This window comes from Brevundimonas sp. MEB006b, assembly GCF_030209705.1.
In the GTDB taxonomy this organism is placed as follows: domain Bacteria; phylum Pseudomonadota; class Alphaproteobacteria; order Caulobacterales; family Caulobacteraceae; genus Brevundimonas.
The window spans coordinates 197,946-224,250 of record NZ_JARVRL010000002.1; the positions used below are offsets into that span (position 1 = coordinate 197,946).

The 26,305-nt window shown below is 65.6% G+C and carries 27 protein-coding genes, 1 tRNA gene and 1 other RNA gene; 12 read left to right on the forward strand and 17 right to left on the reverse strand.

Annotated features, from left to right (window positions below; translation table 11 throughout):
* Positions 1-116: 116 nt before the first annotated feature.
* The 11 genes from murG to rnpB all read right to left on the reverse strand — a co-directional run bounded on the left by murG (position 117) and on the right by rnpB (position 12,682).
* A complete protein-coding gene (gene murG, locus QRN13_RS02590; RefSeq protein WP_284876730.1) occupies positions 117-1,208 on the reverse strand; it encodes an undecaprenyldiphospho-muramoylpentapeptide beta-N-acetylglucosaminyltransferase in 1,092 nt (363 codons plus the stop codon).
* Between the two features lie 285 nt (positions 1,209-1,493).
* On the reverse strand, positions 1,494-2,669 hold the full coding sequence (locus QRN13_RS02595; RefSeq protein ID WP_055805836.1) for a peptidoglycan glycosyltransferase FtsW: 1,176 nt from the start codon (positions 2,667-2,669) through the stop codon (positions 1,494-1,496).
* Positions 2,666-4,159 carry a UDP-N-acetylmuramoyl-L-alanine--D-glutamate ligase gene (gene murD / locus QRN13_RS02600; protein ID WP_284876731.1) on the reverse strand — a complete coding sequence of 498 codons (1,494 nt, stop codon included), beginning with the start codon at positions 4,157-4,159 and terminating at the stop codon, positions 2,666-2,668. Before murD ends, QRN13_RS02595 begins: the two co-directional genes overlap by 4 nt.
* A gap of 4 nt (positions 4,160-4,163) precedes the next feature.
* On the reverse strand, positions 4,164-5,273 hold the full coding sequence (gene mraY, locus QRN13_RS02605) for a phospho-N-acetylmuramoyl-pentapeptide-transferase (protein ID WP_017504532.1): 1,110 nt from the start codon (positions 5,271-5,273) through the stop codon (positions 4,164-4,166).
* A 9-nt stretch (positions 5,274-5,282) separates the two neighbouring features.
* Entirely contained in the window at positions 5,283-6,722 is a 1,440-nt protein-coding gene (locus QRN13_RS02610) for a UDP-N-acetylmuramoyl-tripeptide--D-alanyl-D-alanine ligase (RefSeq protein WP_284876732.1), read from the reverse strand.
* Positions 6,715-8,175, reverse strand: a complete 1,461-nt coding sequence (locus tag QRN13_RS02615; protein WP_284876733.1) for a UDP-N-acetylmuramoyl-L-alanyl-D-glutamate--2,6-diaminopimelate ligase — start codon at positions 8,173-8,175, stop codon at positions 6,715-6,717. The genes QRN13_RS02610 and QRN13_RS02615 overlap by 8 nt, the downstream gene beginning before the upstream one ends.
* A complete protein-coding gene (locus QRN13_RS02620; protein WP_284876734.1) occupies positions 8,172-9,956 on the reverse strand; it encodes a peptidoglycan D,D-transpeptidase FtsI family protein in 1,785 nt (594 codons plus the stop codon). The genes QRN13_RS02615 and QRN13_RS02620 overlap by 4 nt, the downstream gene beginning before the upstream one ends.
* On the reverse strand, positions 9,953-10,402 hold the full coding sequence (ftsL, locus tag QRN13_RS02625) for a cell division protein FtsL (RefSeq protein WP_017504536.1): 450 nt from the start codon (positions 10,400-10,402) through the stop codon (positions 9,953-9,955). The genes QRN13_RS02620 and ftsL overlap by 4 nt, the downstream gene beginning before the upstream one ends.
* On the reverse strand, positions 10,399-11,379 hold the full coding sequence (gene rsmH, locus QRN13_RS02630) for a 16S rRNA (cytosine(1402)-N(4))-methyltransferase RsmH (RefSeq protein ID WP_284876735.1): 981 nt from the start codon (positions 11,377-11,379) through the stop codon (positions 10,399-10,401). The genes ftsL and rsmH overlap by 4 nt, the downstream gene beginning before the upstream one ends.
* Positions 11,376-11,852 (reverse strand): division/cell wall cluster transcriptional repressor MraZ, encoded by a 477-nt coding sequence (locus tag QRN13_RS14690; protein WP_017504538.1) that lies wholly within the window; start codon positions 11,850-11,852, stop codon positions 11,376-11,378. The genes rsmH and QRN13_RS14690 overlap by 4 nt, the downstream gene beginning before the upstream one ends.
* A gap of 441 nt (positions 11,853-12,293) precedes the next feature.
* Positions 12,294-12,682, reverse strand: an RNA gene (gene rnpB / locus QRN13_RS02640) — RNase P RNA component class A.
* Between the two features lie 78 nt (positions 12,683-12,760).
* On the opposite strand from rnpB, the gene QRN13_RS02645 reads away from it, so the two are divergent.
* Positions 12,761-12,961 carry an antitoxin gene (locus QRN13_RS02645; RefSeq protein ID WP_284876736.1) on the forward strand — a complete coding sequence of 67 codons (201 nt, stop codon included), beginning with the start codon at positions 12,761-12,763 and terminating at the stop codon, positions 12,959-12,961.
* Entirely contained in the window at positions 12,958-13,254 is a 297-nt protein-coding gene (locus tag QRN13_RS02650; RefSeq protein WP_284876737.1) for a type II toxin-antitoxin system RelE/ParE family toxin, read from the forward strand. Before QRN13_RS02645 ends, QRN13_RS02650 begins: the two co-directional genes overlap by 4 nt.
* Here the strand turns inward: QRN13_RS02650 and QRN13_RS02655 are convergent.
* From QRN13_RS02655 to sppA, 3 genes are all read right to left on the reverse strand, one after another.
* The gene (locus QRN13_RS02655; RefSeq protein ID WP_284876738.1) at positions 13,251-14,012 is read right to left on the reverse strand and encodes an N-acetylmuramoyl-L-alanine amidase; all 762 of its coding nucleotides are present in this window, start codon (positions 14,010-14,012) and stop codon (positions 13,251-13,253) included. The genes QRN13_RS02650 and QRN13_RS02655 overlap by 4 nt on opposite strands.
* Positions 14,013-14,025: 13 nt before the next feature.
* The gene (locus QRN13_RS02660; protein ID WP_017504540.1) at positions 14,026-14,349 is read right to left on the reverse strand and encodes a hypothetical protein; all 324 of its coding nucleotides are present in this window, start codon (positions 14,347-14,349) and stop codon (positions 14,026-14,028) included.
* 105 nt (positions 14,350-14,454) lie between these two features.
* Positions 14,455-16,233: a signal peptide peptidase SppA gene (gene sppA, locus QRN13_RS02665; protein WP_284876739.1), complete on the reverse strand. Its 1,779-nt coding sequence runs from the start codon at positions 16,231-16,233 to the stop codon at positions 14,455-14,457.
* A gap of 227 nt (positions 16,234-16,460) precedes the next feature.
* On the opposite strand from sppA, the gene panD reads away from it, so the two are divergent.
* Positions 16,461-16,817 (forward strand): aspartate 1-decarboxylase, encoded by a 357-nt coding sequence (panD, locus tag QRN13_RS02670; protein ID WP_017504542.1) that lies wholly within the window; start codon positions 16,461-16,463, stop codon positions 16,815-16,817.
* Between the two features lie 72 nt (positions 16,818-16,889).
* Here the strand turns inward: panD and QRN13_RS02675 are convergent, their stop codons facing one another.
* Positions 16,890-17,684, reverse strand: coding sequence for an SIMPL domain-containing protein (locus QRN13_RS02675; RefSeq protein ID WP_284876740.1), 795 nt, complete (start codon positions 17,682-17,684; stop codon positions 16,890-16,892).
* A 212-nt stretch (positions 17,685-17,896) separates the two neighbouring features.
* Here QRN13_RS02675 and QRN13_RS02680 point away from each other — a divergent pair.
* The 5 genes from QRN13_RS02680 (at position 17,897) to QRN13_RS02700 (ending at position 21,351) form a co-directional block, all read left to right on the forward strand.
* Positions 17,897-17,972: transfer RNA gene (locus QRN13_RS02680), tRNA-Ile, on the forward strand.
* 273 nt (positions 17,973-18,245) lie between these two features.
* A complete protein-coding gene (locus QRN13_RS02685; protein ID WP_284876741.1) occupies positions 18,246-18,509 on the forward strand; it encodes a hypothetical protein in 264 nt (87 codons plus the stop codon).
* A gap of 109 nt (positions 18,510-18,618) precedes the next feature.
* A complete protein-coding gene (locus QRN13_RS02690; RefSeq protein WP_284876742.1) occupies positions 18,619-20,151 on the forward strand; it encodes a phospholipase D-like domain-containing protein in 1,533 nt (510 codons plus the stop codon).
* A 126-nt stretch (positions 20,152-20,277) separates the two neighbouring features.
* Positions 20,278-20,541 carry a serine hydrolase gene (locus QRN13_RS02695; RefSeq protein WP_284876743.1) on the forward strand — a complete coding sequence of 88 codons (264 nt, stop codon included), beginning with the start codon at positions 20,278-20,280 and terminating at the stop codon, positions 20,539-20,541.
* A gap of 12 nt (positions 20,542-20,553) precedes the next feature.
* Positions 20,554-21,351, forward strand: coding sequence for a serine hydrolase domain-containing protein (locus QRN13_RS02700; RefSeq protein ID WP_284876744.1), 798 nt, complete (start codon positions 20,554-20,556; stop codon positions 21,349-21,351).
* Positions 21,352-21,541: 190 nt separating this feature from the next.
* Here QRN13_RS02700 and QRN13_RS02705 read toward each other — a convergent pair whose 3' ends face one another.
* Complete coding sequence (locus QRN13_RS02705; protein ID WP_284876745.1) at positions 21,542-22,039, reverse strand: hypothetical protein; 498 nt, start codon at positions 22,037-22,039, stop codon at positions 21,542-21,544.
* A gap of 400 nt (positions 22,040-22,439) precedes the next feature.
* Here QRN13_RS02705 and QRN13_RS02710 point away from each other — a divergent pair, with 400 nt between their 5' ends.
* The 4 genes from QRN13_RS02710 to QRN13_RS02725 all read left to right on the forward strand — a co-directional run bounded on the left by QRN13_RS02710 (position 22,440) and on the right by QRN13_RS02725 (position 23,942).
* Positions 22,440-22,868 carry a DUF2975 domain-containing protein gene (locus tag QRN13_RS02710; RefSeq protein WP_350224830.1) on the forward strand — a complete coding sequence of 143 codons (429 nt, stop codon included), beginning with the start codon at positions 22,440-22,442 and terminating at the stop codon, positions 22,866-22,868.
* Positions 22,868-23,110: a helix-turn-helix domain-containing protein gene (locus tag QRN13_RS02715; RefSeq protein WP_284876747.1), complete on the forward strand. Its 243-nt coding sequence runs from the start codon at positions 22,868-22,870 to the stop codon at positions 23,108-23,110. Before QRN13_RS02710 ends, QRN13_RS02715 begins: the two co-directional genes overlap by 1 nt.
* A 205-nt stretch (positions 23,111-23,315) precedes the next feature.
* The gene (locus tag QRN13_RS02720; protein ID WP_284876748.1) at positions 23,316-23,576 is read left to right on the forward strand and encodes a site-specific integrase; all 261 of its coding nucleotides are present in this window, start codon (positions 23,316-23,318) and stop codon (positions 23,574-23,576) included.
* Between the two features lie 171 nt (positions 23,577-23,747).
* A complete protein-coding gene (locus QRN13_RS02725; protein WP_284876749.1) occupies positions 23,748-23,942 on the forward strand; it encodes a site-specific integrase in 195 nt (64 codons plus the stop codon).
* Positions 23,943-25,680: 1,738 nt separating this feature from the next.
* Here QRN13_RS02725 and QRN13_RS02730 read toward each other — a convergent pair.
* Positions 25,681-26,235 (reverse strand): hypothetical protein, encoded by a 555-nt coding sequence (locus QRN13_RS02730; protein WP_284876750.1) that lies wholly within the window; start codon positions 26,233-26,235, stop codon positions 25,681-25,683.
* Between the last annotated feature and the right edge of the window lie 70 nt (positions 26,236-26,305).

Below are 26,305 nucleotides of genomic sequence, written 5' to 3' on the forward strand. Positions count from 1 at the left end.
CGAAGCGATGGGGAGGTGGCGCGGCGCGCCCTTCGCGCCGTGACGGAGGGGTTCGTTCGGCGCGAAAACCCCTCCACCGCTACGCGGTCCCCCTCCCCACACGTGGGGAGGAGACATTATGCACGTCCCGCCGTCGCCTCGACGAGGTCGGCCAGGCGTTGGGCGGCGTCGGGGATGGCAACGCTGCGGGCGGCGGCGGACATGGCCGACAGGCGCGCCGGGTCGGACAGGACGCCGGTCAGGGTCGAGGCCAGGCGATCGACGGTCAGGTCGTCTTCCAGGATGACCTCGGCCGCGCCCGCATCGGTCAGGGCCTTGGCGTTCAGGCGCTGGTGGTCGTCGGTGGCGATCTTCAGCGGGATCAGGACGGACGGCAGGGCTGCGACCGCCAGTTCGGCGCAGGTCGAGGCGCCGGAGCGGCCGACGACCAGATGGGCCCTGGACAGCCGTTCAGCCATGTCGCGGAAGAAGGGGGCGACCTCGGCCTCAATCCCGGCCTCCAGATAGATCTGGCGGGCGGCCTCCAGCGTCTCGGGGCGGGACTGCTGCTGCACCTTCAGGCGGCGACGCAGGGCTTCCGGCAGGGCGGCCAGCGCGCGGGGCGTGGTCTCAGACAGGATGCGGGCGCCCTGGCTGCCGCCGGTGACCAGCAGATGGATCGGGCCGTCGGCGGCGGGGGCGACATAGGGGCGGTCGAACAGGGCGCGGATCTCGGACCGCACCGGCGAGCCGACGACGTGCGAGCGGCCCTGGACCCTGGCCGGCGCGCGTTCGAGCGTCGGGAAGGATGAAGCGACCTGACCGACATAGGGGGCCAGGAGGCGGTTGGTGCGGCCCAGGACCGCGTTCTGTTCATGGATCACCGTCGGTCGCTGGGACGTGACGGCGGCGACCAGAGCCGGGGCGGACGGATAGCCACCGAAGCCGACGACGACATCGGCGCCCAGCCGGTCGAAGGCCGTTCGCGCCTGAACCACGCCCTTGAAGATGGCGACGCCGGCCTTGATCAGGCCCAGCGGGCCGGAGCCGGTGGCGGCGTCCAGCGCCAGCCGTTCCTCGGCGGGAAAGGCGTGGGCGTATTGTTCGCCCCGGTGATCGGTCGCCAGCACCACGCGCCAGCCGCGCGCCGCCATCTCGCGCGCCAGCGCCTCGGCCGGGAACATATGGCCGCCGGTGCCGCCGGCGGCGACGACGCAGAGCTTGGTCATGGGCGAGGCTCCGAAAAAGAGGGTCTGAATAGTCTGAAGTTCAGACGGTGGGCAGGCAAAAACACCGTCTAATTCGTCTAATCTGTCTAATGTCGGACAGGAACGGTGCGGCGAGGAATGGGGCGGCGACAGGATCGCACGGTTTTGCAGCGTGGGCAGGAGACGGTCGATCGCGAGCGGTAAGCGACGGAAATCATCCGCATGTTTTCGTCAAAGAAGGCTGGCTAACCGCTCTTTCGTCCTCCTACGACTGGCGTAACGAGATCGAGGGACGACGAAAGAGAACTACAGCAACCGCCGGCCCATGGTCAGGCTGGCGCCGGGTTCGTAGGCGCCGGGGCGGCGTCGCGTCAGGGCCAGGGCAAAGCCCATGGTCAGGCCCATGGCCAGCATGGAGGAGCCGCCGTAGCTGATGAAGGGCAACGTCATGCCCTTGGTCGGGATCAGGTTCAGGTTCACCGCGACGTTGATGCAGGCCTGAAGCCCGATCAGCATGAACAGGCCCGCCGCCGCCGTCTGTTCGAACGGGTCGGTCAGCTTCATGGCCCGGCGCATGCCGCGAATGACGATGAAGGCGTAGAGGCTGATCATGATCAGGCTGAGGATCAGACCGAACTCCTCGGCGCCGACGGAATAGATGAAGTCGGTGTGCAGGTCGGGCACGCGGCGCTTCATCACGCCCTCGCCGATGCCCCGGCCCAGCAGGCCGCCGGCGCGGATGGCCTCGGACGCGCTGTCGATCTGGTGGGTGTCGGTGGTTTCGGGCGAGAAGAAGCGGCTGAGGCGGTCGCGCATGTGTCCGAAGACGAAATACAACGACACCAGCCCCGCCATGCCCAAGCTGGCCAGAACCGCCATCCATTTGAACGGCACGCCCGCCATGAAGAAGACGGCCATGAAGGTGGTGGTGATCAGCAGCGTCTGGCCGATGTCGGGCTGGATCAGCAGCAGCGAGACGGTCAGGGCGTAGAAGCCGAAGGCGATGGTGACGCCGGGCACCCCCTGGCCCTTTTGCGCCTCGGCGAACATCCAGGCGGCGAAGACGATCAGGCCGGGCTTGGCGAACTCGGACGGTTGCAGGCTGAAGGGGCCAAAGTTCACCCAGCGGGCGGCCCCTTTCACCGTGTCGCCGATGAACGGCAAGGCCATCATCACGACGATGGCCCCGAACAGGGCCAGGACCGCGATGCGCCGCACGCCGCGCGGCGACATCAGCGAGGTCGTCAGCATGATGCTGAGCCCCACGCCCGAAAAGACCATCATCCGCCAGGAATAGTGGAAGGGGTCGGTGATCGATTCATCGGCCAGGATGGCGGCGGGGCTGGAGGCGAAGCTGAGCGCCACGCCCAGAGCCATCAGCGCGAGCGCCGCACCCAGCAGGCCGCGATCCACGGTCCAGAACCACTGGGCCACATGGCTTTGGTCGTTGCGAGAAAAGGCGGGGGTGTAGGGAGCGCTCATGACGCGGTTTCCGGGACGGCGCCGAGGGCCAAGACGGCGGCGCGGAAGGCCTCTCCACGCGCCTCGAAGTCCTTGAACTGATCGAAGCTGGCGCAGGCGGGGGACAGGAGGACGATCTGGTCGCCGCCGGCAGAGGCCGCATCGGCGGCGGCGGCGGCCACGGCGGCGTCGAGGGTGTGGGCGATGACGTGGGGCGTGTCAGCAAGTGTTTCGGCGAAGGCCGGGGCCGCGTCGCCGATCAGATAGGCCTTGGCGATGTGGGGGAAGAGGTCGGCCAGGTCCGCGATGCCGCCGGCCTTGGGCACGCCGCCGGCGATCCAGAAGACGGAACGGTAGGAGGCCAGGGCCTGACGCGCGGCGTCGGCGTTGGTGGCCTTGGAATCGTTGATGAATCGCACGGAGCCGAGGCGGCCGACCGCCTCCATACGGTGGGCCAGGCCAGGGAAGGACAGCAGGCCGGCCACGGCGGCGTCGTGCGAGACGCCGAGCGCGCGGGCGGTTGCATAGGCGAAGGCGGCGTTCTGGGCGTTGTGACGGCCGGGAAGCGAGCGCGCGGTGGAGAGGTTTACGAGTTTGCGACCTTCGCTCCAGATCGCGCCGGGGACAGCCTTGATGCCGCTCATCCCCGCGAAGGCGGGGACCCAGTTTTGTGGGCGCTCCACCGGTAGGGATGGGGCAAGACGTTGATCCTCGGCATCATCTCCTGACGAAAGCCCTGGGTCCCCGCCTTCGCGGGGATGAGCGGAGGAGGAAATAGCGATGACGCGCTCGGAGCGTTCAGATGCGACCCCCTGCCCCCAGGTATCGTCCACGCCCACCAGGGCCACACCATCCGGTCCCTGATTGGCGAATATCCGCGCCTTGGCCGCGACATAGCCGTCCATGCCGCCGTGGCGGTCCAGGTGGTCGGGGCTGATGTTGGTCAGGATGGCGACATCAGGGGCGAAGGTCGTGGTCAGGTCCAGCTGATAGCTGGAGACCTCGATCACATAGACGGCGTCGGGCGTCGGTTCGGGCAAGGCCAGGACGCCGACGCCGATATTGCCGCCGACGTGGACCGTCAGGCCCGCCGACTTCAGCACCCAGCCGATCAGGGCGGTGGTGGTGGACTTGCCGTTGGTGCCGGTGATGGCGACGACGCGCGGCCGCTGATCCTTCGGCCGGTCGGCCAGGGCGCGGGCGAACAGTTCGATGTCGCCGAGGACGAGCACGCCGGCCGAGCGGGCCAGGTCCACGGTCCAGTGCGGCCTGGGATGGGTCAGCGGTGCGCCGGGCGACAGAACCAGGGCGGCGAAGTCGGACCAGTCGGCGGCGGCCAGGTCCTCGACCGTGAAGCCCTCGCCTTTCGCCTGCGCGCGGCCGGCCTCGCCGTCGTCCCACAGGATCGGGATCGCGCCCCCGGCCTGAAGGGCGCGTGCGGCTGTGATCCCCGACCGTCCCAGGCCGAAGACCGCGACCCGCCTGCCTTCAAAGCCAGGAACGGGGATCATCGGATCAGCGCAGCTTCAGCGTGGACAGGCCCAGCAGGGCCAGGGCGCCGGCGATGATCCAGAAGCGGATGACGACGGTAGATTCCGGCCAGCCCATCTTCTCGAAATGGTGGTGAACCGGCGCCATCAGGAAGATACGCTTCTTGGTCAGCTTGTAATAGCCGACCTGGATCATGACCGAGGCGGCCTCCATGACGAACAGGCCGCCGACGATGCCCAGGACCAGTTCGTGCTTGGTGGTGACGGCGATGGCGCCCAAAGCGCCGCCCAGAGCCAGCGAACCGGTGTCGCCCATGAAGATCTTGGCCGGCGGGGCATTGTACCAGAGGAAGCCCGCGCCCCCGCCGATCATGGCCGCGCAGAAGATGGCCAATTCGCCCGCACCAGGCACGTGGTGGACCTGAAGATACTGGGCGAAGACGAAGTTGCCGGCGAGGTAGCTGATCACGCCGAACGCGCCCGCCGCCATCATCACCGGCACGGTCGCCAGACCGTCCAGACCGTCCGTCAAGTTCACCGCATTGGAGAAGCCGACGATGGTGAAGGCCGCGAACGCCACATAGAACCACCCGATGTTCAGCAGCACGGCCTTGAAGAAGGGGAAGGCGATCGACGTCTCAAGCCCCGGCGAGGTCGGCGAGACGGTCATCCACAGCACGGTCAGGACGCCGGCGACGACGGCAACGACGGTCTGGGCCAGGAGCTTCTGTTTCGAGGTCAGGCCGGCCGAGGTCTGTTTGGTCACCTTGGCGTAGTCGTCGATGAAGCCCAGCACGCCGAAGGCCGCCGTCACGAAGCTGACGATCCAGATGTAGGGGTTGGTCAGGTCGCCCCAGAGCAGCACCGCCACGCCGATGCCGGCCAGGATCATCAGACCGCCCATGGTCGGGGTGCCGACCTTGGACAGGTGGGACACCGGGCCGTCGTCGCGGATCGGCTGGCCCCGGCCCTGTTTGGCGCGGATCCAGTTGATGAAGCGGCTGCCCATGGCGACGGCGACGATCATGGCGGTGGCCATGGCGAGGGCCACGCGCACCGTCTGGTACTGAACCAGGTTCAGCAGCGGATACTGGTGCGCCACGTCGGCGTAGTAGAGATAGAGCAGATAGAACATGTTTCTTCCCTACCGCGACGCCCGCGGGGCGTCACTGCTTGAGGGGACGCCTTCGGCGCGACTGAGGTTCGCCAAGGCTTGGGCCACCAGCGAGGCCTTGGAGCCGTTCGAACCCTTGACCATGACGATGTCGCCGGGCGCGACCAGTAGGGCCGCCTCGGCCGCCAGTTCCGCCGCCGTCGCGCGCCAGACGCCGCGTCGCGAGACCGGAAGCGCGTCGTAGAGCCAGCGCATCTCGGGACCGGCGGCGTGGACCAGGTCCAACCCGGCAGCGTCGATGGGGCCGGCGAGGCCTTCATGCAGGTCGCGGCTCTGCTCGCCCAGCTCTAGCATGTCGGTCAGCACGACCACGCGGCGGCCCGAGGTCGAGCGCGCGCCCAGGGTCTTGAACCCGGCGGCCATGGACAGCGGATTGGCGTTGTAGCTTTCGTCGATCAGGGTAAAGGCGCCGTCCGGCGTCGTGACCGTGCGGGTCTGGCCGCGCCCAGCCAGCGGCTGGAACCCCGCCAAGGCTTCAAGACCCGTCTCCAGCGACACGTCCAGGGCGTCGAGCATCAAGAGAACGCACAGGCTGTTCAGGCCCCAGTGGGCGCCGGACTGGGCCAGGCGATAGTCGATGCGTCGCCCGAACAGTTCGGCGGCGACCGCCGCGCCCTCGGCGTCCGGCCGGAAGTCCAGCAGACGGGCGTCATGGCCGGCGTCGGATCCGAACGTCAGCAGACGCGCGCCGACCGCCTTGGCCGCGTCGCACAGGATAGCCGAGAAGGCGACGTCGCCGTTCGCCACGGCCGCACCGCCCGGGACCAGACCTTGGAAGATGGTCGCCTTTTCACGCGCGACCCCGGCCTCGCCGTCCGCGAAGGCCTCGATATGGACCGGACCGACCGTGGTGACGCAGGCGGCGTGGGGGGCGACGAAGCGCGACAGCGGCGCGATCTCGCCGGGCGCATTCATGCCGATCTCGAACACGGCGCGCTGGGTCTCGGCCGGCATCCGGGCCAGCGTCAGGGGCACGCCGATGTGGTTGTTGTAGCTCTTGATCGAGCCATGCGCTGAACCCGCCAGATCAAGGCCCGCCTTGATCGCCTGGGTGACGCTGGTCTTGCCGACGCTGCCGGTGACGGCGCCGCGCTTCACATGGGGCGCGCGCTCGCGGGCGGCGACGCCCAGGGCTTCGAGGCCGCGCAAGGTGTCGGGCACGACGACGCAAGGGCCGCCTTCAACCGGGTGTTCGACCAGGGCGGCCGCAGCGCCCGATGCGAAGGCGCCGCTGGCGAACTGATGCCCGTCGCGTTCGCCCTTGAGCGCAAGGAACAGATCGCCGGGGACGATCTCGCGGCTGTTGTAGGTCAGGCCCGTGATCGGGCGGTCGTCGCCCTGCAGCACGCCGCCCGTGGCGGCGGCGACTTCGGCGGCCGACCAGAGCGGGCGGGCGGAGTGTTCAGGCATAGAGAGACAGGGCCTCGGACGCGACAGTGGCGTCGTCGAAGGGGTGGGTCACGCCCGCGACGATCTGACCCTGTTCATGCCCTTTTCCGGCGATGACCACCACATCCCCGTCACGCATCATTTCGACGGCGGCCTCGATGGCGGCGCGGCGGTCGCCGATCTCGATCCCGTCCGGGCAGCCGGCGCGGACCTGGGCGCGGATGGCGGCGGCGTCTTCGGAACGCGGATTGTCGTCGGTGACGATGGCGATGTCGGCCAGACGCCCGGCGATCTCGCCCATCAGGGGACGCTTGCCACGATCGCGATCGCCGCCGGCGCCGAAGACGACGATCAGGCGGCCCGTCGCGTGCGGACGCAGCGCGTTCAGAACCGTCTCAAGCCCGTCGGGCGTGTGGGCGTAGTCGACATAGACCTCCCCCCGGCCTTCCTGCCCGCCGTCTATGCGTTGGAGGCGGCCTTGCGCGCCGGTCAGGCCTTCCAGCGCGCCGATGACGGCGTCGGTAGGATCGCCGGCGGCGATGCACAGACCGGCCGCCACCAGGGCGTTGGACGCCTGAAACGCGCCGGCCAGGGGCAGCAGGATTTCGCGGATGTCGCCGCGCACGTCGATGGTCAGACGCTGGCCCTCCGGCGTCGCGCGACGGCCGATCAGGGTCAGGTCGCGACCGCGCTCGCCCACGCCCATGACGCCCAGGCCCGCCATGATCGAAGCGGAGGCGAAGACCGAATAGGCGTCGGAATCGGCGTTCAGCACGGCGGTGCGGCCGCGCGGCAGCAGGGTTTCGAACAGGCGCATCTTGGCGGAACGGTAGTCCGCCATGGTGCCGTGATAGTCGAGATGGTCCTGGGTCAGGTTGGTAAAGGCGGCCGCCTTCAGGGCGACCCCGTCCAGGCGGCGCTGATCGATACCGTGGGACGAGGCCTCCAGCGCGACGTGGGTCACGTCCTTGGCGGCCAGTTCGGCCATCAGGCGCGCGGCCTCGGCGGCGTCGGGGCTGGTCAGGCCGGGGCCGGTCAGGGCGTAGGTCTTGACGCCCTTCTGGCCTATGACGCCCAGCGTGCCCATGCTGGCGGACTTGTGGCCGATCCCGGCCCAGATCTGCCGGCAGAAGGTGGCGACCGAGGTCTTGCCGTTGGTGCCGGTGACGGCGACGCAGGTCTTGGGCTGGGCGCCGTAGAAGCCGCGCGCGGCGATGGCGTAGGCCCGGCGCACGTCGCCCGAGGTGACCAGAACGGGCGCCGCGCCATCCGGCGTGTCGGTCGGGGCCAGAACCGCAGCCGCGCCTTGCGCCAGAGCTTGCGGGATGAAGGCGCGGCCGTCGGCGGCCGTGCCCGGCAGGGCGACGAACAAGGCGCCAGGCGAAACCTCGCGGCTGTCGGCGGTGACGCCGGTGATGACCGGGTCCGAGGACACGTCGCGGCGCAGCAGGTCGGACAGGTGAAGCGCGCTCAAAGCCCGTCCCCCGCCACGTCCTGATACTGCGGGATCTTCTCGCCCGAGGCCGTGCGCCAGCGGTCGTCGCGGCGTTCGACGCCCAGGAAGCCGGCGATGCGGTCCGCGATATTGTGCACGGCGGGCGCAGCGACATAGGCGCCGGTCTTGGGATAGGTCCCCGGCTCGTCCATCACGATCAGGATGGCGTAGCGCTTGCCGTTCAGCGGGCCATCGACGGGGAAGACCGCCGCGAAGGAGCCTAGGGCGTGGCTGGGGTCATAGCGACCGCCGACCAGTTTGTTGGCCGAGCCCGTCTTGCCGCCGACTCGCAGGCCCGGCGCGTCGGCGAAACCGCCCGAACCCTTGACGACGTTGCGACGCAGCAGGTCGAGAATGGCGCGCGAGGTCTCTTCGGTGACGACCTGTTGCGGCTGGACGTTGCGGGCGCCGCCCTTGCGCAGCGACAGCGGGATCATCCGACCGCCATTGGTCAGGGCGCCCATGGCCTGAACCATCTGGGCCGGGGTGATCATGATGCCGTAGCCGAAGGACAGCGACGCCAGGGTCGAGTTGTCCCAGCGACGCGGCACGACGGGCTTGGCCGATTCCTTCAGCTCGATCTTGGCGGCGTCCAGCAGGCCCAGGCGGCGGAAATAGTCGCGCATGGTGTTGGGGCCCATCTGCACCGCCAGTTGCGACGTGCCAATGTTGGATGAGTGCAGATAGACCTCTTCCAGCGTCATCACCCGGTTCTGGGCGTGGAAATCCTTGATCTTGCGATCGCCGATCTGGAAGGCCTGGGAGGCGTCGAAGAGGGTGGTCATGTCGGCCCGGCCAGTATCGAGGCCGGCGGCGACGGTGAAAGTCTTGAACACCGAGCCCATTTCGTAGTGGCCCGAGACGGCGCGGTTCAGCGTGGCGCCGTCGGGCGCCGCACCGCGATCAGCCGAGTTGAAGGTCGGCCAGGACGCCATGCCCAGCACCTCGCCGGTCTGGACGTCGGTGACGATGCCGACGGCGCCCTTCGCCTGGTTCTTGATCGCGGCGGCGGCCAGTTCGTTTTCCAGCACGCCCTGGACGCGCAGGTCGATGGACAGAGGGAAGGCCTCGCCGCGCTGACCGGCCGCGCGGATCTCGTCGTTGAAGGCCAGTTCGGCGCCCGAGACGCCCTGCCCGCCCGTGTCGGCGTCGCCGATCAGATGGACGGCCGAGGTCCCCAACGGATAGGCGCGGCGGTCCTCGGGCTCGAAGGTGACGCCGCCCAGCGCCAGGTCGTGGACAGCGGCCTTTTCCTGAGGCGTCAGGCCGGTCAGGGCGATCAGGCGACGGTCACCGCCCAGCACCTTCTTCAGACGCTCGGCCGAGATGCGCGGCAGGGCGCGGCGGATCTGGCGATAGGCCAGGTCGCGATCCCAGATCTCGGCCGGATCGATGTAGAGGCCGTAGTGGACGATGTTGGTGGCCAGCAGCTCTCCATTGCGATCCGTCAGGTCGCCGCGCACCAGGGCGTTCGGATTGACGCCGCGTCCCAGGCCGTTGGCCGGGGCGAACAGGGCCTTATACGATGCGCCGATGGCCAGGCCGCCGAAGACGCAGGAAAAGACGATCAGGATCAGGAAGATGCGGACGCGCGTGTCCTCTTCCGGGCGAGCGTCGGCGCGGGCGCGCTCGAAGCCGTGCTCCAGCCGCCAGACCAGTTCCGTCAGCCAGCGCCAGAAGGGCGACAGGCGGCCTTGCAGCCGTTCCTGGAAATCGGCGCCCGGCGCGGGGCGGTGGTAGCGATGATCCTGAACGCTCATTGCGCCGGCTCCGGCGAGGGCGTTGGGACGGGCGCGTCATCGGCGACGGCGGCCGGCGCCGGCGCGGCTGCAGGAGCGGACGCGGCGGGTTGAGCGGGGACGGGCTTCAGGGCGGTCAGCTGACCTTCCTTGGCCTGACGGGCGACGGCGACGGGGGCCATGCCGATCTGGCGCGACAGGCTTTCCAGACGCGCGGGCTGCTCCAGCCGGGCGACCTCGGCGCGCAGCAAGCGGACGCGCTGTCCGTTCTCGCGGATGTCCTGTTCGATCTGGGCGATGCGGCTGCTTTCGCGCGCAGCAGCGGCCTTGGCCGCATAGACCGACACGATCATGATCGCGACCAGGGCCACGCCGATGATCTCGACCCAGCGCACGCCGCGCACCTTCCAGTCGAACAGGCGCTGAAGGGCGGTGCGGGAATAGGTAAAGAAGGGCGCCGTGGTCATGCCGCCGCTCTCCCATCGATCCGACCCCAGGCCGGGGCGTCGGTGCGCACGGCCGCGCGCAGCTTGGCCGAGCGGGCGCGGGGGTTGGTGGAACGCTCTTCGTCGCCTGCCTCGCGCGCGCCCTTGAACTGAAGCGTGAAGCTGGGCTTGCGCGGATCGACGGCCATTGGCGCATGACGCGAACCGGCGGGGCTGTTGCCGGTGCGCTCGGTCAGGAAGGCCTTGACGATGCGATCTTCCAGCGAATGGAAGGTGACGACGGCCAGACGCCCGCCGGGGGCGAGCGTCGCCTCGGCGGCCTCCAGACCGCGCTCCAGCTCGCCCAGTTCGTCGTTGACCGCGATGCGCAGGGCCTGGAAAACCCGCGTCGCCGGATGGATGGGCGCGCCGCGACGGCCGCCCAAGGCCTTTTCTACCACCTCGGCCAGATCCAGGGTGCGGGTGAACGGCTGTTCGACGCGACGACGCAGGATGGCGGTAGCGACGCGGCCCGACTGGCGCTCTTCGCCATACAGTTTGAAGATGTGGGCCAGGGGACCGTGGTCCCAGGTGTTGACGATATCGGCGGCGGTCGCGCCCTCATCGGACATGCGCATGTCCAGCGGACCGTCGCGCATGAAGGAGAAGCCGCGCTCGGCCTGATCCAGCTGCATTGAAGAGACGCCGATGTCGAAGACGGCGCCGTCCAGCTTCGCCTTGCCGCTGTCGGCGAACGCCTGCGCCAGACCCGAGAAGGGCGTGCGAATCAGCTGGAACTGACCGGGGAAGTCGCTGGCGACGGCGTCGGCGTGCGGCTGGACCGTCGGGTCGCGATCCAGGGCGACAACCTGGGCGCCGGTCTTCAGGATGGCGCGGGTATACCCGCCGGCGCCGAAGGTGGCGTCGATCACGACATCGCCGGGCGCGGGCGCCAGGGCCTCAATCACCTCGGTCAGCAGGACGGGGGCGTGGGGAGAATTGGGGGGAGCGTCAGTCACGATCCACCTCCCGCCAGCTTCATCTGGGCCGCCAGCTTCAGGGCGCCGATCTGGGCCATGCCGGCCTTGGCCAGGGCGCGCTGTTCGGCGCGGCGAGCCGCCCATTTCTCGCGCGACCAGATCTGGAAGCGGTCGTTCAGGCCGACGATGACGACGGTGTCGCCCAAACCCGCCTCGGCGCACAGCGCCTCGGGTAAGGTGATCCGACCGCCGGAATCGTAGGCCAGACGCACCTGCTCGCCCATCACCTGCCACTCCAGCGCCGAACGCTCCTCGGAGCCGAACGGCAGGGCTTCGATCATTTCGGCATAGACGGCGAACAGGCGGTCGCCGCCCGCTTCCAGGCAGTCGGCCTCGATCGAAGGAAAGATGAAGACGCCGCCGGCGGCGCCGTTTTCGGTCGTGCGGAAATCGTTGGGGATGAGGAGACGGCGCTTGCCGTCCAGCTGCTTCTCATAGGTCGAGAGAAACACGCCCTGTCCAATCGAGCCTTCGGCCCGTCCCTAGATGCCCTGACGAACGCCCGCCGCGCCCGCCTCTCAGCCCCAAATCATGAAGCTGGGATAGCATGGGATGAAATGGGCCTCAATGGGATCGAAGCCAAGATTTAACCATGTTTTGACGTGTGACGACTTAAGCACGCTCGAACAGCTGGAACATACACGGAACAAACAAAGTATTCACAGGCTGTGAGGCGTTCTAACCTTTCATTGCCAGACAATAGGTTAACGCGCGCGAAAGCGCGGGACCGCCGCCAGAACGCTGAAATGCGGGGATAATCCCAACTCGGATTAGGCGACGGGCTAAGGGAGGGCGCCAACCCCCAGCCCTACTGGCCTCAAGTAGGCCGAAGGCCGATAGGCCCAAAGAAAAACGTCGGCCTTAAGCAGCGCGAAGCGCGGTAGGCCAAGAAAAATGCCAGACGGCCTGTAAGCCGGGTTTTGTTCCGCTCCGAAGCCGAGGCCCGGATCGGCGACGATCATTCCTCTGGACCGACCATTGCTGATCGGTTCTCGCGACCTACCCGGACATCTGAGGCGGTGAGCCCCGCGAGCGAGCCCGCGCGATGTCCCTATTTGGTCTTGCTCCAGGCGGGGCTTGCCATGCCGTCCCTGTTGCCAGGTCCGCGGTGGGCTCTTACCCCACCCTTTCACCCTTACCGGCCTCGCAAGGCCGGAGGTTTGCTTTCTGTGGCGCTATCCCTCGGGTCACCCCGGGCGGAAGTTATCCGCCGCCTTTTCACCGTGGAGCCCGGACTTTCCTCGACGGACGCGAAGTCCGCCGCGACCGCCCAGCCGTCTGGCGCGCGCTAGATGCGCGTTAGAGGCGCCGAGGTCAACTGACGGATGCGCCGGGGCAGCAAATGGGATATGATCGACCCATGGCCGAACCCGCTTCTCATGTCGCCGATCAAGAAAGCCCGGAACAGCGCGAACGCCGTCTGACCTGGGAGCGCGCGCGCGTCGCAGAAGCCGATGCGGACATCGCTGCCGGGCGCGTCATTTCCGGCGACGAAGCGCTGGAATGGCTGGATCGCTGGTCCGCCGGCGAAGACCTGGACGAGCCCGCTTTAGCTGAATGAGCGGGCCTTATCAGGTCATCTTCACCGCTCGGGCGCGCGTCGATCTGCTAGCGGTGCGGCGTTGGCTGTATCAACCCGGAAGCGGTCTGAAGGCGCGGTTGCGATCCGCCCGCATTACGCGCGCCATCGTTGAACTGCAGTTCACTCCGTTCAGATGGCCCGAGGGCGATGTCGCAGGCGTTCGAGAACGCCCTGTCGAGGGCCATCGCATCTTGTATCGGATCGACGACGGGAACCGCACCATTTCTATCATCCGCGTCTTCGGGCCCTTCCAGGACCGATCCGAACCCTAGTTCAGCACGCCCGTGACGCTCTCGGCGCTGGCCAGCTGGAGCAGGCCGACCAGGCGGGCGCGGGTTTCGCCGTCGGCGACGCCGTCGACGCGGGCCGGGCGCCAATGACGCTGGAAGGCCCGGACGGCGGTTTCGACGGCGGCGTCGTAGTCGCCACTGGCCTTCAGGCCGTAGCCCAGCCGATGCAGGCCGGCGCTGAGCACCATCGGGCCGATACCCTGATCGCCCTTCTGCAACAGGCCGCCCAAGGCCTGAACCCGTTCGGCCGCCGGTTCGAACCACAGGCCGTGCCCGGCCTCGGCCAGGCGTTTCCAGGGGAAGAGCTCGCCCGGATCTTCCTTGCGATCCGGCGCCAGGTCGGAATGGGCGATGATGCGGTTGTCGGCGATGGTCCAGCGGCTGCGAATGTCGGAGATCAGGGCGATGACGGCCGCGATCTGGGCTTCGGGGAAAGCGCGGTAGCCGAACTCATGGCCGGGATTGACGATCTCGATGCCGATTGAGGCGGCGTTGCAGTCGTCCTCGCCCTGCCAGACGCCGCAACCGGCGTGCCAGGCGCGGCGCTCCTCGGGCACCAGTTGAAAGACGCGGCCGTCTTCCTCGACCAGATAGTGGGCCGAAACCTTGGCCTCGGGGTCGCGCAGGCGGGCCAGAGCGGCCTCGCCGGTCTGCATGCCGGTGTAGTGCAGCACCAGCATGTCCGGCGGCGCACGGCGCGCGTCGAAGTTGGGCGAAGGCGCGTCGATGTAGGACGTCATGGGCGGCGTCGGCTCAGCGGCCGTTGCGCTCCCAGCCATAGGCGACCCAGGCGCCGTCCACCTTGTGCGCCTCGATCAGGTCCGGATCGCTGTTGCGGCGACGCGGCGCGATATTGCGGCGGGTGCGCATGACCAGACCGACCAGAAAGACCAGAACGCCGGCGAACAGGGCGATGACCGCCACGGCCGCAGCGGTGAAGACGGCGAGGACGGCGCCGACCGCCATGGCGCAGACGGCGGCGATCATGCCGGCGACCCACATGACGGAGGCCACCAGGCCGTTGGGACGGCGGCGTGCGGCATGGCCGATGGCGGCGAGACGTTCAGGCTGGAACATGGATCATCCTTTCAGGCGATCCGGGGAACGCCTTATACGCAATGTCGGTCCATCGGGGCCAGCGGTCAATGGACCGCGACGCACGGTCGCGTGCGCCGCGCCCCGTCAAAAGATCGGCTGGTCGGCCAGAACCACCGCGCCCTGGCTGCGCATCCGGTCGCTGTCGATCCGGCGCATCACGGCCTGGGCCTGGGGATCGGCCATGACGCCGCCCAGCATGACCAGGGCCTTGGCCGCCTCGGTCTGGACGCCGAACATTTCCGACAGGGCCTCGAACGGCGACTGCTGCTTGGGGAAATGCTTGAAGCGGACAGGCTCGTTGTCGGGGATCTTGGCCAGCTGGCGAGCCTTATTCACCGCCTCGGTCACGCCGCCCAGCTGGTCGACGAGGCCCAGAGGCAGGGCCTGGGCCCCGGTCCAGACGCGACCCTTGGCGATTTCGCGCACCCGGTCCGGCGACAGTTTGCGGCCCGTCGCCACACGGGTGATGAAGTCTTCGTAGATCCGGTCCATCGAACCGGCGAAGGCCGCGCGCTGCTGGGGCGTGAACGCCTGCGTCGGCGAGAAGGCGTCGGCGTATTCCCCGCCCACCGTCAGCTCACGCATGTCGACGCCGAACCGGCCCAGCGCATCGGCCAGCACGAACTTGCCCCCGAACACGCCGATCGAGCCGGTCAGGGTCGTGGGCTGGGCCACGATCCAGTCGGCTTCAGAACTGATCCAGTATCCGCCCGAGGCCGCATAGGCGCCCATGGACACCACCACCGGCTTGCCGGCCGCCCGCGCCGCGCGCACGGCGGCCAGGATCTGCTCGGACGCCTCGGGCGAACCGCCGGGCGAAGAGACGCGGAAGACGATCGCCTTGACGCTCTTGTCCTCGATCGCGTCGTAGATGGCCTCGGCCGTGTCGTCGGAATGGATGGACGAGCCGCCGCCGAAGCTGGCGCCGCCGCCGCGCCCGGTGACGATGGCCCCCTCCCCGCCCACGATGGCGATGGCGTTCTTGCCCGAACCCGTGCGTTCGCCCTTCTGGCTGGCGTATTTGCCGAACTCGACGATCTCGGCGCCCTTGCCGGCGCGGGTCTTGATGGCGATCTCGGCCTCTTCGACCTGGCCCACCTTGTCGATCAGCCGGTTGCTGAGGGCCTGTTCGGCCGAATAGGGGCCGGCCTCGATCACCGTCTTCAGCGCCGGGGCCGTCGTCTTGCGATCCTTGGCCGCGTTGGCCAGGGCGGTGTCGTAGATCGACGTCATCCAGGCCGTCATCGCCTCGCGGTGCGGGCCGGTGTAGTCGCTCTGGGTGTATTCGTTGACAGCGTTCTTGTACTCGTAGCGCTGTTCGAACTCGGGTTTGACGCCGTATTTCTGGAAGGCGCGGCCCAAAAACAGGCTGTCGGCCGAGAAGCCCGTGGCCTGGAAGCCGGCTGTGTTCTGCATCCACAGCTCCGACGCCGAGGCCCCGACCATATAGGTAGACATAACCGCGCCCGACGGGGCGAAGCCCTGACTGTGGGCGATGACCGGCTTGCCTGCGTTGCGGAAACGATGGATCGCCTGGCGCAGTTCGTCGGCGGTGGCGGGCGTCATGCCGCTTTCCGGCAGGCGGATCAGCAGAGCCTTGACGCTGCTGTCGCCCTGGGCCTGATGCAGGCCATCGACCACGTCCGTCAGGGCCAGGCCCGAACTGCCGAAGGCCGCGAACGGATTGGACGACGGTTGGTCGCTGACGCCGCCGCGCAAGTCCAGCTCCAGCACGGTAGTCGCCGGCGTCGTCGGCTTGGACGACGAGGCGACGGCGACCGTCAGCAGCACCACGGGAATGACGACGACGAACAGGATCAGCCCGGTGAAGACACCAAGGACCGTCAGGAAGAATTGCTTCATCGGAGGGAAAACGCGCGCTCGCAGGCCGGAAATGGCGTTGCCAGCATAGGGGGACGCGGGCCGTCGTCAAATGACGCGCGTGCAATCCGTCGGTTGACCTAGCGTTCGCAGCCGCACCCGATTGCTGCGACGCAGCGTGCGGATTGATGCGAGGCCCGGAAATCCCTATATGAGCCGCCTGTGAGCGAGGGCCTGCGCCCCGCGTTTTTCTTGCTGGAGACCGCACGATGCTGGTCACCCTGATGAAGTCCAAGCTGCACCGCGCCACGGTGACCCAGGCCGATCTCGATTACGAAGGATCGATCGCCATCGACATGGACCTGCTAGACGCCGCAGGCATCTATCCGCACGAACAGGTCGACGTGCTAAACATCACCAATGGCGCGCGCTTCACCACCTATGCGATCGAGGCTCCGCGCGGCTCGAAGGTCATCGGCGTCAACGGCGCCGCCGCCCGCCTGGTGCAGAAGAACGACAAGGTGATCGTGGTCACCTACGGCCAGCTGCCGCAGGAAGAGGCGCGTCAGTGGAACCCGAACGTGGTCCTGCTGGACGACGCCAACGCGATCAAGAACGCTGGCTAAGGCGCTTCGCCTCTCAGAATGCAAAAAGGCCCGCCGGCGACGGCGGGCCTTTTCTTTATCCGGCCAATGCGATCAGCGGGCGATGTCGTAGACGCCCGTGATGTCGATCCGCACCGTCAGTTCGCCGGCGGAAACCGGGGTGCTCTCGGCCCGATCCATCGACGCAGCGCGGGCGGCGAACATCGGCATCGGCGGCTGAGGCGCATAGCCGCCGCCCTCGGTCAGGTTGCGAATGCCCGACAGCTGGACGTTCAGCGATTGGGCGTACAGCTGGGCCTTGGCCTGCAGGTTGCGCACGGCCAGCTGGCGCGCCTGGTTTTCGGCGGCGGTCGGATCCTTCAGGCCGAAGCTGATGCCGTCGATCTGGTTGACGCCGGCGGCAACCACGGCGTCGGCCGTCGTGCCGACCTTGCTCAGGTCGTTGATGACCACCGTCACGCGGTTGACCGCCTGATAGCCGCGCAGCTTGGGCGGTTCGTTCTGGACATAGTCGTATTGCGCCGACAGGTTCAGACCGGAGGTCTGGATATCGCGTTCAGCAATGCCCGCGCGACGCAGGGCGGCGACGACGCGCGTCATTTGCGCAGCGTTATCGCGCATGGCTTGCTGAGCCGTGACGGCCTCGGTCTGAACGCCGAAGGTGATGGTGGCCATGTCCGGCGCGGCCTTGACCTCGCCATAGGCAGACAGGTTCAGCGACGGCGCGGGTTGCATCATGTGCATGGCTCCCATCGAGGGTTCAGCAGTCTGAGCCATGGCGCGGGGCGTGGCGGCGGCCAGGACGGCGGCGGCGGCGACGGCGCCGCCCAGGGCGACGGTCTTCAACGACAGGGTCTTCAGGGGGGCGGCGGCCAGGGTGCGGGTCATGCAGTCTTCTCCGTAAGCGATCCGGGACCGGCGCGTTCGCCGATCCGTTGCAACGACCTTGGCCGTTCTCGCCTGAACCAACGCCCGTGCGCCGTGGCAGTTTCCGTTCATCTTCGTGAAATCGCCGAAAGATCGCCTTCTTGCCCGCCCCCGCTTGGCAAGCCGCGCCCGCGCCTGCTAGGCGAAACCCCTACCGCCGAGGCGTGCCTTGGGGGCCTGTAGCTCAATGGTTAGAGCCGACCGCTCATAACGGTCTGGTTGGGGGTTCGAGTCCCTCCGGGCCTACCAAACCTGTCGGGACCACTTAGAAGTGGCTCATAACCACCTAAGAGTGGCTCAGCGGCTGGCTCATCTTTCCAATGACCGGCTCCTTGTTCGCTTTTGACTCGATGCAGATATTTAGCGTCCTACCTGAGACGTTTGGGGAAACTGCCGTCAGACGCTCGACACATCGAAGCAGGATCAGAAAATGTCTGTCGCCATCGGCAGGCCTTCGCCCTAGCCTGACGACGCTGCAATCGAAGGCGGATCAGCCGCCGGGTCAGCAAGAGGAAACACATCATGCGTATGCTGTATATCGCCGCCGCGGCCGCCTTGGCCTTGTCGGCTTGCTCCGAGCGGACCGAGGAAAACGCCGCCGCTACGGCGGAAAACGCCGGCGACACGGTCGCCTCGGCGGCCAGTGACACAGCCGCGAATGCGGACGCCGCCGCCGACGCAACCACCGATGCAGCCAAGGACGCGGCAGCTAACGCCGATGCCGCCGCCGATACCGCAGCGCGCAAGACCGATGCGGCCGCTGACGCTGCGGCCCGGACCCAGTAAGAGAAGCGTCGCGACGCTCCGGATGCCTGGCGGGGGCGTCGCGACATCTTCAATATGATGTAAGCTGTGCGACCGGCTCACCGGGCGATTTTGGTCGGGAGACACGGACATGCTGGAAGTCGGAACCACCTGCTGGCGTGCCGAAGTCGCGCCCCGCGCCGCGCTGCTGGTGGACATGGAGCCCTATCTGGCGGCCGCAAAGGCGGCGATGAGCCAGGCGAGTCGGACCATCCACTTCCTGAACTGGGCCTTTGATCCCGACACCGTCCTTGATCACAAGCCAGCGGACGGCTCTGGTCCGCAAACAATCGGCCGCTTCCTCAAAGAGCTGTCGCAAGCCCAGTCAGATCTGGAAATCCGGATCCTGTGCTGGAAGTCGCCCCTAGCCGTTGCGGCCACGCAGCGCTTCTTTCCCTGGCGCAGCCGTCGCTTCTTCGCCGACACGCGCGTCGATTTCCGTCTGGACGGAACCTTGCCGCCAGGCGCTTCCCACCACCAGAAGGTCATCATCGTGGATGACGCCGTGGCCTTCTGCGGCAGTTGCGACATCGGTCCCGACCGATGGGATAGCCCCGAACATCTCCACCCCGACCCGCGTCGGGGGAAGACCGATAAGGGAACGCCCTGCTACGATTGCCGCCATGAGGTCATGGCGATGGTCGATGGTCCTCCGGCGGCCACTCTGGGTGCCCTTTTCCGCGAACGGTGGGCGAGAGCGACGGGAGAGCCGCTTGCCGCCTGGGCTGAAAGCGTTTGCGACGTCTGGCCGGACGCTGTGAAGCCCGATCTGGAAAACGTTGAGATCGGCGTGTCTCGAACCCAGGCCCCGTGGAAAGATTTTCCGGAGTTGAGGCAGGGCGAGGCGGCCACATTGGCCGCGATCGCTGCGACCAAGACGACCCTCTACATTGAGAACCAGTATTTCACCTCGCCCGTCGTCGCGGAGGCTATCGCCCAGCGGCTTGATGAAGCCGATGGCCCGGAGGTGATCCTGGTCTCGACCCAGCATTCGCCAAGCTGGTTCGATCAAATGACCATGGACAAGACGCGCTCGGCCTTTCTCAAGAGGCTAGAAAACGCCGATCGGCATGGGCGGTTCAGCGCCTACAGCCCTGTCACGCGCAATGGCCGGATCATCATCGTCCACGCCAAACTCGCCGTCGTCGATGACCGTTTTATTCGAATCGGGTCCAGCAACGTCAACAACCGGTCGCAGGGCTTCGATAGCGAATGCGACCTGACCCTGGATGCGGGGGCGGACCCTGAAGCGGCGGGAGGGGCGTGCGTCGGCGTATTTCGTAATCGGCTGATTGCTCACTGGCTGGGGTGCGAAGAGATGCGCGTCACCCAGGCAATCATGGCCTACGGCGGCATCAGTGCCGGCATCGAACATCTGCGAGACCAGGGCTTGGATCGTCTGCGTCCGCTTCGATCACGCAGTCACGGCGCCTTCTCCCGGTTCGTCGCCGAACACCACCTGGGCGATCCAATCTCGGCTTCCGACAGCCTGCGACCGTGGCGCCGACCGGCGCAGATGCGACACAAGCTTGCGGCGGCGGCGCATCGGCTGGTCCGCGCAGACATTCCGGCCCCGGAAGTGCCGCTCGGCGGTCCCATCGAACCGGGCCACGGTCAGGACTAACCCTCCGCGCTGGCGGCTGCTTACTCTTCAAGCCAATCGAGTAGGCGGCGAACCTGTCTTCGTTGTCACTTGGTTGAGCGTGGTGAAGCTTCCTATGAAGCTGGGCGTCCCAACCGAGAACTCCAGATGAATATGCCGCGTCGCCAACTGCTCGCCACGTCGTTAGCGACAGTGTGGCTTATGCCCGCAGGCCAATCCGTTGCAATGGCCATGGGGGCTATTGAAGTGGTTGCTGACGGCTTTGCCCAGGCGCAGAACTTCAACGGCGTAATCTCGGTTGCGATCGCGGGTCGACCGATCATGCTGAAGGCTTACGGGGTGTCCGACGTTCGCGATCAGTCCCCGGCCAGCACCGCCTCAACCTACGCCATTGGCTCCATCTCCAAATGATTCACGGCTGCCATGGTTCTTCGGCTGGTGGAAATGGGATTGCTGCGCCTGGATACGCCGCTATCTACGCTTCTTCCAGATTTCCCTACGAGCAGTGGAGCGACCGTAACCTTGGCGCACCTGCTGTCTAACACGAGCGGGCTTCCTGATCTTTTGATGCCGGCCGCCAAGGCAAATTCCGATCTGCGAACGTCAAATGCTTCTGCGAGAGAAATGGTCAGCCGTTTCGCGCCGACGGAGACGAAGTTCGTTCCTGGTTCGGACTTCGATTACGCCTTCATGAACTGGGTGATCGCTCGCGCAGTCATTGAAGCTCAAACCGGCGCACGTTTTGAGGATTTGGCGCAGAGTTTGCTGTTCGAGCCAATGGGCCTGACGAACACGGGGATCGCCAGCCGCGGGTTCGAAGGCATTCCCGGCTTAGTCCCAGCCTTCGATGGTCAGACCGTCGCCGCGCAGTTGGATATGAGCACATGTTATGGCTACGGGGCCGCCTCTGGAACCTTCTATTCGGATGCTGCTGACTTGCTGACATTCGCAGATCGGCTCCTGAGCGGGCCTATTTTGACCCCGCAATCGAAGTCAGACCTTTTGAATGTCCGATACTTGCAGGAAGGCTACGCCCTAGGCGGGAGGGTGCGCGTAGGATCTGCCGGACCTGTCGCTTGGGAAACCGGATCCGTGGGGGGATACAAATCCCTTCTCACCTACCGACCGTCGGATCGTCGATCGGTAGTGGTCCTGAACAATACCGATATGTCGCAAACGACACTCAACAACTTCGCTACAACCATTTTCGACTTGCCTTAGATCTAGATCGAAAAAGGTCTCTGGAACGGCTCTCCGAACCAAGGGGACGGTCATATCCGTGCGGGCGCCTAGCGTCCGCGTCGGATCGAACGCGAAGTCGGCGACGAAGTGCGCGTCTGCGTGCGCGGTCAGGCATATCTCCCATCCAATTTGATCCGATTGAGGTTCGGTTCGCATCAAAGCGTCAAGCTCACCCCGCGCGTCGGATCATCATGTCGGCGCCCACAATCACGCTTACGGTGAGGCTAGCTACGAGATAAGCCAGAGCGTTAAAGCGCCATGACGCCCCAAGGCGTCGCGAAGCCCAGATCGTGCAAGCGACTAAGGCCGAGGCGGTGACGATAGGCAGAGTCCAGAAGCCGATACCGAGCCAATCACTGACGCGCGCCTCGTCATTGGGCAGGATGAAACTCAATCCCTGCGCCACCACGCGCATGAAGGCCGCAGCATAGAGGACCGCAAACGCGGCCAGACTTCGTCTGGTGCGCACCAGGTAGAGCGCGATCAGGGCCTGTAGGATCGTGACAAGAGGACCGGCGATCGAGATCAGGGCGTGGTCGCCCGCCGATGTCGCGGCTGAGGGAACCGAGCCATTCAGGCCGTAGGACATCTGGTGCCCGAGTATCGTGCCTGCACCCCAGTGCGCGCCCTCGTGGATCACGAAGGTGCCCAGGATCACGAGCGCCAAGAGCCCCGCATAGCCAGCGGTGAACTTGGGCCGAACAGCCCGGTCGGAAGATGTGCCCCTTATCATCGCTTTGCCCTCCAAGCGAGAAACCCTGTCAGGGCGGCGCCCACCGCAATCGCAACGCAGATCCAGAGACCGAGATTATCCGTGATGAGGCCGATGCCGGCGACTGCAACGAGGCAGAGCGACGTGGGCGCAAAGCACTTCGGCAGATGCCTTGTTTCGATGGCTGGCGCCGTCATAAGCTACGCTCTCCGTGTTTAAGTCCGATATAAAGTTGCGAAGCATCGATCTTTAAGTCAAGATTAAAAATCGGACATATGCAGGAGCTGCCATGAGACCGTCGGACCTCTCTCGATTTCGACGTATGTGCGTCCGTTTTCGCTGGCTGGCGGTATTTATGACGCTGAGCGTCGGCCTGCTGGTGACGTGGGCCGGGGTCATCGTGCCCGTCATCACTTCGCTGTCTGGAAGGATGGATGGGAGCAGCCTTATGACGCCATTGGTGTGGACAGTTTCACCGTTTTGCTACCTGTTCGGCGTCTGGTCGATCGGTCAGGCGATGGGTGATTTGGCTCGCGGCAGCATGTTCACCGCGACAGTAGCCAACGCCTTGCGGCGGGTCGGTCTGGCGCTTGGGCTTGGCGGCGTCTTCAGCGTATTCGTCGCGACCAACCTGCTGCGTTTCTTGGAACAGATGCGCGGTGGATACCTGCATTTCGATGTCGCGGGCATGACGCTGGGGATGATCGGCGGAGCCCTTTTCCTTCTGGGCCGTGTTCTGGATCAGGCTGAGGCTGTCCAGGCCGAGCTGGACGAGATGATCTGATGCCGGTCCGGGTAACACTCGACAGGCTAATCACCGCTAAGGGCCTGAAAGCTCGTGACTTGGCTCAGCAGGTCGGACTGAGCGAGACTCAGCTATCCCTCTTTCGATCAGGCAAGGTCAAAGGCATCCGATTCCGCACGCTTGCCCGCCTGTGCGCTGCATTGGATTGCAAACCAGGCGATTTGCTGGACTATCTGTATGAGCCATCTGACCAAGCGATCGGTCCTGACGAGGACAATTAGTCTCTCACCATCCGAGCGAGCCCGATATCGGCAGCGGTTGGGCAGCACGCACGAGCACTGAGATACGAAACTAGCAAGCCCATAATCTCCTGACAAAGTTGCTGGAAGTCTGCTCTACGACACTGTGCGCATGACTGCTGTTGGCGCATCTAGGTTGTTTGGAGCGTATCTTGAGGAGGAAGGGTGTTGATCGTGGGAGGTGGCCATGAGCCAGCCCGATCTGTTTCGTTTACCCCGCAAACCCTGGAACGCTGGTCGAATGACCGGTGCGAAGGCCCCACTCAAGCCAAAGCACATCTGGGCGATCCGTCAGCACCTGAAGTCCGTTGGATCGATACGGGATGTTGCGATGTTCAACATCGCATTGGACGCCAAACTGCGGGGCTGTGATCTGGTAAAACTCCGTCTCGGCGATATTGCTCAAGGCGGCGCCATTCGGCAGCGGTCGATGATCATCCAGCAGTAGACCGGTCGGCCCGTGCCGTTCGAGATCACGGAGGCCGCTAGGGAAGCTCTGGTTCAATGGTTGGAGCGCCGAGGACGACGGCGTGACGACTGGCTGTTCCCTAGCCGCAGCCGGGATGGAGAGCACATAGGCACCAGGCAGTACGCCCGGCTGGTCGAAACCTAGGCAAGAATGATCGACCTGAACCCCAGCGCCTATGGCACCCACAGCCTGAGACGGACCAAGGCGGCCTTGATCTATAAGAAGACCGGAAACCTTCGCGTCTGCCAGCTCCTTCTCGGGCACGGAAAGCTCGAGAGCACCGTCAGGTATCTCGGCATCGAAGCCGACGACGCGCTGGAGATTTCAGAGCAGATCGACCTCTGAGCAGGCTTGGGGCGGCCCGCCGTAAAGCGGACTGCCCCTATGTCTCAGAAGGGTGGAAAGCGGACCTTGGCGACCCCCGTGAGCGAGCGTCTCAAACATCGGCTAGGGGTGGACAGCGTAAGTTACGCATCATTATCTTCAACGCAGGGTGGAGAGCCAATGGTTGATCTGCAGGAAGGTCGAGGACCTAAACCGAATGGCATAGCGCGGGCCGTGACCTGGGGAGGGCTGGTGTTACTAACCGCTCGATTGCCAGCGGAGATGCTTGGCGCCGCTCCCATAATACAGGACGCCCTCTTTCTCGTGGGCCTACTAGCTGTCTTCGGCGGCCTCGCTTGGCAGGAGCGGTCAGAGCGTAAGGCGAGGCGCTAACGAACGTCAGCAACGGGTCGTGAGACGAAGTTCGCTAAAGAATGCGAAAAGGACGTTGGCTGATGTATTTTCAATAAAAATCATGGCCGCATCGCGAGCAAACAGTTTCCATCAGAGGCGCTGAGTATTTAATCCGCTCGCGACCATCTTCGCGAAAACGGACGCGGATATAAGGAGACTTCCCGCATTTCGGACAGACGATCTCGAAAACAAACAGCCCCACAAAAAAGCGCAACGAGCATCACCGCGAGCCCAGCGGGTGGGCTCACGCTGCTGAGCGCCAAACCCAGCAATGCCATCACCAGCGGCACCAGCATGAACAATCGCAGGAAGCGAATCTGGACCAATGCCAACTCCCAATCTAGCCCTGCGGAGATTTTGAACCTATGCTGCGCTGCAGACAATCACCCGCCTGGGTGTCCGCACTGGGTCGATTTCAGTCTTGGGTTCCCCTGCCGAAAGCAGTCGCGGTCGATGTCAGCTAGAGTTGGAAGCAAACCTCACCCCTATAGCCATACAGCGCAGGCCTTCTTAGCAGTCCTCACGCGAGCGAACATACCGCCCGGCCACTCCAGGAACGCATTGAATCGGCGGAGGGGGCAGTTGCGTCGGCTCCATCATCTGAGGGGCCGCCGCCGTGAAGGTAGCAAGATCGCGAGGAGTCCGATCAGTATTTATGATTAGACCCGACCCTTCAGGGACTAGCCGCGCATCGAAAAGGTATGGATAGTTGCAAAGTCTTTTGAGAAGTGTCTCCTCCCACTCGTCCGGTTTCTGCAAAGCTCCATCATTGTCGGTTTTGGCTGTTGCATCTGCCAAATCGTCCTGCTCGCTCAACCACCGGATAGTCTTCGACCTGCAGTTTCCAACCATTCGGTCGAGCACTGGAGCTTGTCCACGCTCGATCCACACAGTCCTGATCCCGCGCCCCTCGCCTTGCATAGTGAATGTGGTGGCATCGGCTCCGAACACGCCGTCGGGGGATGAGAGAACATTCATCCAATCTTCAGGAGGGCTTGGCGGGGACTGCAGGGCAAGAAGAAGCACGAACATGTCAGAATCTTATATGCAGATAGCACGCGCCTACTGGCGTCACTGCATCCATACGAAAAGACCAATCTGCGCGAAATTAGCGAGCCCAAACCGGACGCCCTAGACGTCCGCCATGGGTCAGAATCGGCCAAAGGCATCGGACCAAAAAGCGGACGTCCCCAGGCTCGGACTGCATCGATGAATGACGTGTTTCCGGCGCTCAGTGAATGACCGCTTCTGGCGCTAAACTGCAATCACTTCCGAGAAAAATTCAAACCGACTGAAGCACTGTTAAGTGGTCAGCTACTTTGCGGGGGAGAAATTAAGCGCTTTTTCAAGCAGCGCTTGAGCCAGTCTTAAGTGGTCCTGACACAAACATTTTTGAAATCGACTTTCGCACGCAAATGCGCACGCGGTCGTTGATCCAGCAGCCGTCGCTGAGGCGCACGGTTCCCAGACGATCGCCGGCCTTATCGTCATCGGGATCGGCGTTCCAGGTGGCGTCGGCCGAGCCGTCGGCCATCAGGACGACGACGGCGAAATGCGAGTTCTTGGGCTTGCCCTCGGACCAGGCGTTCATCGTGTAGCCGCCGTCGCCGAACGGATAGACGAGGCACGGCTCGTCGAGCAGAACCTTGCCGTCGACCGAGAGATAGCAGGACTTGCGCGACGCCGCAGGCGTCGCGGATGCCGACGACGACGTGGCGGGGCTGGAGCCTGTCTTCGCCGGTTCCGCAGGCGGTGCTGTCGGCTCTGGTGCGGACGGCGCGGGGATCTGCGTCGCGTCAGCTGGCCCAGGCGCGTCGGCGTCCTGACCGCAGGCGGCCGCGGCTGCCGACAGCATCAGGGCGGCGATCAAGCTGAGCGATCGTGAAGGGGTGGATGTCACGCGAGCCTCCGTCGTTGTCTCCCAGCGCCAACACGGGGGCGTATGGAAGCGTTCCCGGCCAGGCGGCGGC